The sequence below is a fragment of the Kitasatospora sp. NPDC001683 genome (assembly GCF_053596495.1).
This window is the reverse complement of sequence record NZ_JBSFGK010000167.1, coordinates 1-9,646: the sequence shown is the minus strand read 5'-3', so window position 1 is coordinate 9,646 and position 9,646 is coordinate 1. Positions and strand designations below refer to the sequence as shown.

Sequence of the window (9,646 nt, the reverse complement as noted above, 5' to 3'; positions counted from 1 at the left end):
CTATAATTTTTCTTCCATGTGTTTTTAGAGTTTCAAACACCATAAAAACCCCCATACAGCAACAAGCGGGCCCCCCACCCCCCCCGCCCCCGCCCGGACGGATACCGTCCCGCGGGGCCCTCGGAAGCGCTCGGGCTCAGATGAACGAGTTGATCTGGATCGTCTCGTCGCGGCCCGGGCCGACGCCGATGGCGGAGATCGGCGCGCCGGACATCTCCTCCAGCGCCTTGACGTACGCCTGGGCGTTCTTCGGCAGCTCGGCGAAGGTCTTCGCCTTGCTGATGTCCTCGGTCCAGCCCGGCAGCGTCTCGTAGATCGGCTTGGCGTGGTGGAAGTCCGACTGGTTGTAGGGGAGTTCCTCGACCCGCCGGCCGTCGATCTCGTACGCGACGCAGACCGGGATCTGCTCCCAGCCGGTCAGCACGTCGAGCTTGGTGAGGAAGAAGTCGGTGAGGCCGTTGACCCGGGTCGCGTAGCGCGCGATGACGGCGTCGAACCAGCCGCAGCGGCGGTCGCGGCCGGTGGTGACGCCGCGCTCGCCGCCGATCCGGCGCAGCGCCTCGCCGTCCTCGTCGAGCAGCTCGGTCGGGAACGGGCCGGAGCCGACGCGGGTGGTGTAGGCCTTGAGGATGCCGATGACCCGGTCGATCTTGGTGGGGCCGATGCCAGCGCCGGTGCAGGCGCCGCCCGCGGTCGGGTTCGACGAGGTCACGAAGGGGTACGTGCCGTGGTCGACGTCGAGCAGGGTGCCCTGGCCGCCCTCCAGCAGGACGACCTTGTCGGCCTTGAGGGCCTCGTCCAGGACGAGGGTGGTGTCGGCGAGGAAGGGCTTGATCTTCTCCGCGTAGCCCAGGTACTCCTCGACCACCAGGTCGGCCGGGATGGCGCGGCGGTTGTACAGCTTGACCAGGATCTGGTTCTTGTCGTGCAGCGCCGCCTCGATCTTCTGGCGCAGGATCGACTCGTCGAACAGGTCCTGGACCCGGATGCCGACGCGGTTGATCTTGTCCGCGTAGGTCGGGCCGATGCCGCGGCCGGTGGTGCCGATCCGGCGCTTGCCGAGGAAGCGCTCGGTGACCTTGTCGATGGTGCGGTGGTACGGGGTGATCAGGTGGGCGTTGCCCGAGATCAGCAGCTTGGAGGTGTCGATGCCGCGCTCGTTCAGGCCGTTGAGCTCGGAGAGCAGCACGCCCGGGTCGATGACGACGCCGTTGCCGATCACCGGCGTCACGTTCGGGCTGAGGATGCCGGAGGGGAGCAGGTGCAGGGCGTACTTCTGGTCGCCGATGACCACCGTGTGACCGGCGTTGTTGCCGCCCTGGTAGCGGACGACGTAGTCGACGGAGCCGCCGAGGAGGTCGGTGGCCTTCCCCTTGCCCTCGTCCCCCCACTGAGCGCCAACGAGCACGAGTGCCGGCACAGGCGTACACCCCTTCCGGTTGGGGCATCCTGCGTAGGCCGCAGTCTGCCCCGAGATAGACGAAGCCCCTGGCGCAATGGCGCAAGGGGCTCTTGCACCGAGAGATTACCTGAGGAAGGACCGGTCGTGTCGTCCCTGTCCACGCCTGCTACCGGCGGTCCGGAGCCCCTGCTGCTGCTGCTCGACCCGGTGGCCCGGCAGACCGACGGGGAGTCGGTGCGGATCGCGAAGGACGTGCTGTGCGGGGGTGCGGACGTCAAGGTGGCCTATCCGGAGAGCCCGTCGGAACTCGACCGGATGCTTTCGCACCGGGGTCGGCGGCTACCGGTGGTGATCGGTTCCGATCTCGCCCTGCAGCGGGTGCTGCAGGCCCTGCACCGGCATCGTGAGCTGGGCGCCGATCCGGTGGGCATGGTTCCGGTCGGCCGGGCGGAGGAGCTGGCGACGGCCCGCGCGCTCGGCGTGCCGGGGGAGCCGGTGCGGGCGGCGCGGGCGGTGCTGTCGGGTGCGCCGCGCACCTTCGACCTGCTGGTGGACGACGGCGGCGGGGTGGCGCTGGGCGGGGTGCGGATCACCGGTGGCGGTGCGCGGCGGCTGGTGGGCCGCACGGGTGGCTGGCGTTCGCTATGGGCGAAACTGGCTGCGGCCGAGCAGGCGAACGCACTCACCCCGGACGCGGTGGACCACAGCCCCCGGGTCCGGGTCGAGGCGGACGGCCGGCTGCTCGCCGACGTGCACCGCCCGGTCCGGCTGGTGCAGCTGATCCTCCCGGGCGCCAGGCAGTCCGACGCGGCCGACGCCGACGGCGCGGACGGCGCGGCCGACGCCGACGGCGCGGGGGTGCTCGAGGTGGTGGTCCACGCGCCCGGCGCGCTGGTGCGGGCGCGGGCGGCGAGCGTCTCGGTGGTCGGGCGCGGATTCGGTTACGAGGCGGACGGCCATCCGGTCGGCCCGGTCCGCGCCCGGACCTGGACGGTCCACCCGGGCGCCTGGGGCCTGCTGCTGCCGGCGGCGTGACCGGATGACCGCGAGGTGAACCCCGGGTGAGCAGGCTCACGTTCGCGCCCGCCCGCCAACCACCCCTCCGCACACGGAAAGCCCCAACGGGCGCGAACCGCAAGGCCAACCGCCGTCCGCCGGAATTCCCCCATCCGAATTCCCCACCCGGTAAGGGGTTTTGTCTACGCGCGTTACTCCGCGATCGCCGATCGAACCGGACGTCCCGGGTTCCGGAAGCCCTGGTCAACTGCCCTAGACTCGAAGGCGTGCCACGTGGTGACGGAAGACTCAACCACGATCTTCTTCCCGGCGAGAAAGGCCCCCAGGACGCGTGTGGCGTCTTCGGTGTCTGGGCTCCCGGCGAGGAGGTCGCCAAGCTCACGTTCTTCGGCCTTTACGCCCTGCAGCACCGCGGTCAGGAATCCGCGGGCATCGCAGTGAGCAACGGCTCCCAGATTCTCGTCTTCAAGGACATGGGACTGGTCTCCCAGGTCTTCGACGAGGCCTCGCTGGGGTCGTTGCACGGGCATATCGCCGTCGGACACGCCCGCTACTCGACCACCGGTTCCTCGGTCTGGGAGAACGCCCAGCCGACCTTCCGGGCGACCGTGCACGGTTCGCTGGCCCTCGGGCACAACGGAAACCTGGTGAACACCGCCGAACTGGCGGCCATGGTCGCCGAACTGCCCGGTGAGGAGCACGTCTCGCGCTCCGGCCGGACCGCCGCGACCAACGACACCGACCTGGTGACCGCCCTGCTGGCCGGCCACCCGGACCTCTCCATCGAGGAGACGGCCAAGGTCGTGCTGCCCAAGGTCAAGGGCGCCTTCTCGCTCGTCTTCATGGACGAGCACACCCTCTACGCCGCCCGCGACCCGCAGGGCATCCGCCCGCTGGTGCTCGGCCGGCTGGAGCGCGGCTGGGTGGTCGCCTCCGAGACGGCGGCGCTGGACATCTGCGGCGCCTCCTTCATCCGCGAGGTCGAGCCCGGCGAGCTCATCGCCATCGACGAGAACGGCATGCGCACCTCCCGCTTCGCCGAGGCGAAGCCCAAGGGCTGCGTGTTCGAGTACGTCTACCTGGCCCGTCCCGACACCTCCATCGCCGGCCGCAACGTGCACCTCTCCCGCGTGGAGATGGGCCGCCGCCTGGCGCAGGAGGCCCCGGTCGAGGCCGACCTGGTGATAGCCACGCCCGAGTCCGGCACCCCCGCCGCGATCGGCTACGCCGAGGCCAGCGGCATCCCGTACGGCTCAGGCCTGGTGAAGAACGCCTACGTGGGCCGCACCTTCATCCAGCCCAGCCAGACCATCCGCCAGCTCGGCATCCGGCTCAAGCTCAACCCGCTGCGCGAGGTCATCGCCGGCAAGCGCCTGGTGGTCGTGGACGACTCGATCGTGCGCGGCAACACCCAGCGCGCGCTGGTGAAGATGCTGCGCGAGGCGGGCGCCGCCGAGGTGCACATCCGGATCTCCTCGCCCCCGGTGAAGTGGCCCTGCTTCTTCGGCATCGACTTCGCCACCCGCGCGGAGCTGATCGCCAACGGCATGACCATCGAGGAGATCGGCCGCACGCTCGGCGCCGACTCGCTCGCGTACATCTCGATCGACGGCATGATCGAGGCCACCAAGCAGCCCAAGGACAAGCTCTGCCGGGCCTGCTTCGACGGCGAGTACCCGATGGAGCTGCCGGACCCGGCGCTGCTCGGCAAGCTCCTGCTGGAGGCCGAGATCAAGGGCGGCCAGCAGCAGCCGGCCGTCCGCGGCAAGCCGACCAGCGGCAGCGACCTGGACGGCGTCCAGTCGCTGCTCGGCGGGGCGGGCGCGGCCGACGCGCTGCGCCGCCCGTAGCGAACGCACGGTGGGGTCCCGCGAACCGGGGCCCCACCGCTGTTTCCGAACCACCCCACCTGACCCGAAAGGGCCGCACGCAGTGACCAGCTCCCACCCGTCGCCCACCACCCCCCCCAACGGAGACGCTCCGCGTCGCCCCTCCGATGGCGCCACCTACGCCGCCGCCGGTGTCGACATCGAGGCGGGCGACCGCGCCGTCGAGCTCATGAAGCAGTGGGTGAAGAAGGCCGACCGCCCCGAGGTGGTCGGCGGCCTCGGCGGCTTCGCCGGCCTCTTCGACGTGTCCGCCTTCAAGAACTACGAGCGGCCGCTGCTGGCCTCGGCCACCGACGGGGTGGGGACCAAGGTGGCCATCGCGGCCGCCATGGACAAGCACGACACCATCGGCCACGACCTGGTCGGCATGGTCGTGGACGACATCGTGGTGTGCGGCGCCGAGCCGCTGTTCATGACCGACTACATCTGCGTCGGCAAGGTCGTCCCGGAGCGGGTCGCCTCGATCGTCAAGGGCATCGCCGAGGGCTGCGCGCTGGCCGGCTGCGCCCTGGTCGGCGGCGAGACCGCCGAGCACCCGGGCCTGCTCGGCCCGGACGAGTACGACGTCGCGGGCGCCGGCACCGGCGTGGTCGAGGCCGACGCGCTGCTGGGCTCCGAGCGGGTCCGGGCCGGCGACGTGGTGATCGCGATGGCCGCCTCCGGCCTGCACTCCAACGGCTACTCGCTGGTCCGCCACGTGCTGCTGAACCAGGCCGGCTGGAAGCTGGACCGCAAGGTCGAGGAGTTCGGCCGCACCCTCGGCGAGGAGCTGCTGGAGCCGACCCGGATCTACTCGCTGGACTGCCTGGCGCTCACCCGGGCGACCGAGGTGCACGCCTTCTCGCACGTCACCGGCGGCGGCCTGGCGGCCAACCTGGCCCGGGTCATCCCGGACGGCCTGCACGCCCGCCTGGACCGCGGCACCTGGACCCCGCTGCCCGTCTTCCGGACCGTCGCCGAGGTCGGCAAGGTGACCACCCTGGAGCTGGAGAAGACGCTCAACATGGGCGTCGGCATGGTCGCGGTCGTCCCGCCGCACTCGGTGGACGTGGTGCTGTCGATCCTCGAGGACCGCGGCGTCGAGGCCTGGCTGCTCGGTGACGTCGTCGAGCGCACCGACGAGCACGCGGAGGGCGCGGCCCTCTACAACGCCTACGAGGGCTTCACGGCGGGCTGACCGGCCTGACTGACGGCAGAGGGCCCCTCCGGTGCACCGGAGGGGCCCTCTCGCGCGTCCGCGGCGACCACTCGAAGCGGGTCGCCGACCGCAGCCGTCCGCAAGCGCAGCGGACCGGCCCACGGGAACGCCGAAGACCGGTCGGCGCCCTGGGGCGCCGGACCGGTCCGGCGAAGCTGCGGTTTACGAGCGGCGGCGGGAGGCCTGCGACGGCCCGTTGCCCGGCTCGTTGTCGTCCTCGTCGTCGAGGGCGCCGTAGCGGGCGGCGTACTCCGCGTACGGGTCGTCGTCCTCCTCCTCCTCGATCGGCTCCGGGTCGATCGAAGCGGTGGACGGCGATACGCCCAGCTCGTTGGACAGACGGTTAGCGTCGAACCCGCCGCTGTTGTACTTCAGCTCGCGGGCGACCTTCGTCTGCTTGGCCTTGGCCCGGCCGCGCCCCATGGGTCGACCCCCTCAACGATGGGGCTCACGGCCCCGAGTCTGACACGTGTGATCAGGTCCGGCCTGCCCGAATGGGAGGACCGTCCCTTGGAGCATTAACGGTACCTGTTTCCGCCGCTGGACGGTACGTCGTCGGTGTGACGTGGCGCGCATGGACCGCACCCGCGACCAGGTCTTCCCAGGTCAGGGGAGGTTTTGCGGCGTTTTGCACGCTGTCCGGAGGTGTTCGGGGTCCGTCGTTCCAGGACCGATTATCCCCCCAAGGGGGACCTCGGATCACCCGTTCGGGCGGAGAAGTGAGAATCCGGTTCCACATCGTGATGCGCGGGGGGCCGAAGGTGACGACCCCCCGCGCATCAGGTCGGCGGAGTGACTCCGGTCAGCCGCGGCGGGCGCCCGGCAGCAGGACCGTGCGCAGTGCGCTGATCTCGCGCATCCGCTTCTCGGCCAGGCGGTCGGCGGCGACCGCCGGCGGGACGCCGTCGGCGGCGGCCCGGGTGAAGATCTCCAGGGTGGTGTCGAAGATCTTGGTGGCCTTGTTCTTGGCCCGCTCGAAGTTGAAGCCGTCGATCTCGTCGGCGACCTGGATCACGCCGCCGGAGTTCACCAGGTAGTCGGGCGCGTAGAGGATGCCGCGGTCGGCCAGGTCCTTCTCGACGCCCGGGTGGGCCAGCTGGTTGTTGGCCGCGCCGCAGACGATCGAGGTGCCGAACTCGCCGAGCGCGGCGACCACGGAGTCGGTCAGCGCGCCGCCGAGGGCGCAGGGGGCGTAGACGTCCAGCTTGGCCTGGAGCAGGGCGGTGGTGTCGGCGACCACCTCCACCTCCGGGTGAGCGGCGCGCACGCGGTTGACGGCGGCCTCGAAGGGGTCGGTGACGACGACGGTGGCGCCGTCCGCGACCAGGTGGCCGACCAGGTAGTGGCCGACCTTGCCGACGCCCGCGACGCCGACCCGCTTGCCGCGCAGGGTGGGCTGGCCCCAACGGGCCTGGGCGGTGGCGCGCATGCCCTGGAAGACGCCGAAGGCGGTCAGGATGGACGAGTCGCCGGCGCCGCCGTGCTCGGGCGAGCGGCCGGTCACGAACTCGGTCTCGCGCGCGACGACGTCCATGTCCTGGACGTAGGTGCCCACGTCGCAGGCGGTGATGTAGCGCCCGCGCAGCGACTCCACGAAGCGGCCGTAGGCCCGGAGCATCGCCTCGTTCTTGTCCTTGTTCGGGTCGCCGATGATGACGGCCTTGCCGCCGCCGAGGTCCAGCCCGGCCAGCGCGTTCTTGTAGGACATCCCGCGGGACAGGTTCAGCGCGTCCTCCAGGGCCGCCTCCTCGGAGGCGTACGGGAAGAAGCGGGTGCCGCCGAGGGCGGGGCCGAGGGCGGTGGAGTGGATGGCGATGATCGCCTTGAGCCCGGAGCTGCGGTCGTGGCAGAGGACGACCTGCTCGTGGCCGTCGCCGGGGGCGCCGTCCTGCTCGGTGCGGAAGATCCTGCTGAGCACGCCGGGTGCGGGGTGCGTGGCCGGGGTCTGTACGTCGGTCACTGTGGTGACTCCAGTATCGAAGGCCCGCTGCTGTGGTGCGGGCGCCTAAGGCGAAGCGTAGTCGGGCGGGGACCGCCGGTCCGCCGTCTTGTCCGAGCTTGCGCCGGTTGTCCACGGAGTGAGATCGGAGCGGGTCCACGGTGCGGGTGCGAACGGTTCGGGGGCGCGCCCTCCCGGGGCCGCGCGGCGCGTGCGAACATGCAGGACGTGACCGTCGTACGCACTTCCGTACTGCCGCCCTACGCCGCCCACCTGCGGGTCTACGAGCCGCTGGCGGCCTACCCGGAGCCCGAGCGGGCGGGCTGGCGGGCCTACGCGGCGGAGCACGGCCCGGACGCGACGGCCGCCGAGCAGTCGGTGGCGGCGGCGGTGCTGGCGGAGCAGCGGGAGGCGCTCGCGGAGCTGGCCGCCCGGACGCCCCGGGCGCTGCCGGAGAAGGAGAGCGGTCGGGCGTACCTGCGGGTCGTGGACGGCGTACTGTACGTGTGCCCGTGGGCGACCAGGCTGCGCAGCTGGCAGGCGCTGGAGGAGCTGCGGACGGGGGCTCCGGTGGCGCTGCTGGACACCGCGGTGCCGCCGGTGACCCGGGCGGCCGCCGAGGCGGACCGGGAGCGCTGGCTGGCCGGACACCCGGACGCCCGGCCGTGGATCCTCACCAGCCGGTGGGAGGTGCCGGTGCACTGGTTCCTGCCGTTCGGGGACGAGGACCGGTGCTTCGTGCCGGGGGGCACGGGGGGCGCGGACGACGGAGGAGCGGAGGGGGAGCGGGGGAGGCCGGCGGCGCTGTTCTACCTGGTGCCGATGGCCCAGGCGCGGCGACGGGTGGCGCGGGCCTACCGGGCGCTGCGCGAGGCGGTGCCGGAGGGGGAGTTGGTGCGCGGGGCGGAGCAGGTCGGGCGGTGGCTGGAGGAGTTCCACCCGCGCTCGCTGGTGGAGCTGGACTACGGGGGGCTGGTGCATCTGCTGGGGCCGGAGCGGCTGTTGGCGGACCGTTCGGCGGGGGAGTTGGAGGACGGGCTGCGGGCGCTGCGGGCGGGGGACACCGTCGAGGCGCTGCGCGCGTACGGGGAACTGACGGTGCGGTGGCGGCGGGTGTCGGCGCTGCGGCACGCGAACTGACGTCCGACCGCCCGTGTATGACTGTGGGGGGCCTTTGGTCCACGGCGGCGCTGACCAAGGTCCTGGTTCGGGTCAATAGCTGTCGAACGTGACACTACTCACCGTTGACGCGAACTAACCCCTATGTGCAAAAATGGGACAACCAGCCCAACTTCACGTGAGCGTGCCCACTTTTGGGTGGTTCTGGAGTCGATGCGTGCTTTGCGGGGAAACGGAGGGTCTGGTCCCCTCGTAACCGGACGTCACTGTCGTGTGACTGTCCGTTATGGGGTGGTCCATCGCCATCCGTCGGCCTTGAACCCGTGAGGGGTCAATTTTGGCGGTTTGGTCGATAGGGCTGGACGGATGGTGTAGTTGTAGACACCAGGACAAGCCGTTCGTCCTATAACCGACTCGGCCCGTCTATGCCATTTCGGACATCGCGGGCCAAGGTGCAGAATTTGAAGGATAGAACCGCCCTGGTTCGGTTCTCCCGAGGAGGCCGCTCATGACCGCTCGTACCCCTGATGCTGAGCCGCTGCTGACGCCGGCGGAGGTTGCCACCATGTTCCGCGTTGACCCGAAGACGGTCACCCGCTGGGCCAAGGCGGGCAAGCTGACGTCGATCCGCACGCTCGGCGGTCACCGCCGTTACCGTGAGGCGGAGGTGCGCGCCCTGCTGGCCGGGATTCCCGCCCAGCGCACTGAGGCCTGATAGGCCAAAGGCTCTTTCGAAGGGGCCGCTAACCGGACTCCGCCGGGTCCGGTTAGCGGCCCCTTTGTCGTACCCGGCGCCGTGCTTCCGGCGGTCGGAATGCTGAACTCCGGATAACGATTTGGTGCTCAAGATGCGGGGGGGATTTACAGTGAATAACAGTGCAATTTTACATATTAAATTAGTGAGGTCGAGAAGGGGTCGTTCCAGGGCCGGTTCTCCGGGCGGTCGAGTGGCGCCGATCACACGATCCGTCACTTGTGGTCCGGACCTGGCCGGGGTACAAGGCGGACGGCAAAAAGCGAGAGGCCCGGAACCTGACGGTTCCGGGCCCGGGCAGCTCGACAACCACGGACGGCTCAAGCTC

The 9,646-nt window shown here is 70.7% G+C and carries 8 protein-coding genes; 5 read left to right on the top strand and 3 right to left on the bottom strand.

The window, feature by feature from the left end; genetic code table 11:
• Positions 1–136: 136 nt before the first annotated feature.
• Complete coding sequence (locus tag ACWCYO_RS39240; RefSeq protein WP_270145300.1) at positions 137–1,420, bottom strand: adenylosuccinate synthase; 1,284 nt, start codon at positions 1,418–1,420, stop codon at positions 137–139.
• A 126-nt stretch (positions 1,421–1,546) separates the two neighbouring features.
• On the opposite strand from ACWCYO_RS39240, the gene ACWCYO_RS39235 reads away from it, so the two are divergent.
• The 3 genes from ACWCYO_RS39235 (at position 1,547) to purM (ending at position 5,485) form a co-directional block, all read left to right on the top strand.
• On the top strand, positions 1,547–2,437 hold the full coding sequence (locus ACWCYO_RS39235) for a diacylglycerol kinase (protein WP_449786874.1): 891 nt from the start codon (positions 1,547–1,549) through the stop codon (positions 2,435–2,437).
• Between the two features lie 248 nt (positions 2,438–2,685).
• On the top strand, positions 2,686–4,269 hold the full coding sequence (purF, locus tag ACWCYO_RS39230; protein WP_270145297.1) for an amidophosphoribosyltransferase: 1,584 nt from the start codon (positions 2,686–2,688) through the stop codon (positions 4,267–4,269).
• Positions 4,270–4,351: 82 nt separating this feature from the next.
• Positions 4,352–5,485 (top strand): phosphoribosylformylglycinamidine cyclo-ligase, encoded by a 1,134-nt coding sequence (gene purM / locus ACWCYO_RS39225; protein WP_449786873.1) that lies wholly within the window; start codon positions 4,352–4,354, stop codon positions 5,483–5,485.
• A gap of 183 nt (positions 5,486–5,668) precedes the next feature.
• On the opposite strand, the gene ACWCYO_RS39220 is transcribed toward purM, so the two are convergent.
• Both ACWCYO_RS39220 and ACWCYO_RS39215 read right to left on the bottom strand, forming a co-directional pair.
• Complete coding sequence (locus tag ACWCYO_RS39220; RefSeq protein ID WP_270145292.1) at positions 5,669–5,929, bottom strand: DUF3073 domain-containing protein; 261 nt, start codon at positions 5,927–5,929, stop codon at positions 5,669–5,671.
• A 379-nt stretch (positions 5,930–6,308) separates the two neighbouring features.
• Positions 6,309–7,466, bottom strand: coding sequence for a Glu/Leu/Phe/Val dehydrogenase dimerization domain-containing protein (locus ACWCYO_RS39215; RefSeq protein ID WP_405000670.1), 1,158 nt, complete (start codon positions 7,464–7,466; stop codon positions 6,309–6,311).
• Between the two features lie 198 nt (positions 7,467–7,664).
• Here ACWCYO_RS39215 and ACWCYO_RS39210 point away from each other — a divergent pair, with 198 nt between their 5' ends.
• Together ACWCYO_RS39210 and bldC are read left to right on the top strand one after the other, a co-directional pair.
• Complete coding sequence (locus tag ACWCYO_RS39210) at positions 7,665–8,585, top strand: hypothetical protein (RefSeq protein WP_449786872.1); 921 nt, start codon at positions 7,665–7,667, stop codon at positions 8,583–8,585.
• Positions 8,586–9,072: 487 nt separating this feature from the next.
• Complete coding sequence (gene bldC, locus ACWCYO_RS39205) at positions 9,073–9,279, top strand: developmental transcriptional regulator BldC (protein ID WP_014137253.1); 207 nt, start codon at positions 9,073–9,075, stop codon at positions 9,277–9,279.
• Positions 9,280–9,646: the final 367 nt, after the last annotated feature.

Bases quoted from the DNA above. Each gene is read 5' to 3' on its own strand.
- ACWCYO_RS39220 (WP_270145292.1), bottom strand. From the start codon at position 5,929: ATGGGGCGCGGCCGGGCCAAGGCCAAGCAGACGAAGGTCGCCCGCGAG.
- bldC (WP_014137253.1), top strand. From the start codon at position 9,073: ATGACCGCTCGTACCCCTGATGCTGAGCCGCTGCTGACGCCGGCGGAG.
- ACWCYO_RS39210 (WP_449786872.1), top strand. From the start codon at position 7,665: ATGCAGGACGTGACCGTCGTACGCACTTCCGTACTGCCGCCCTACGCC.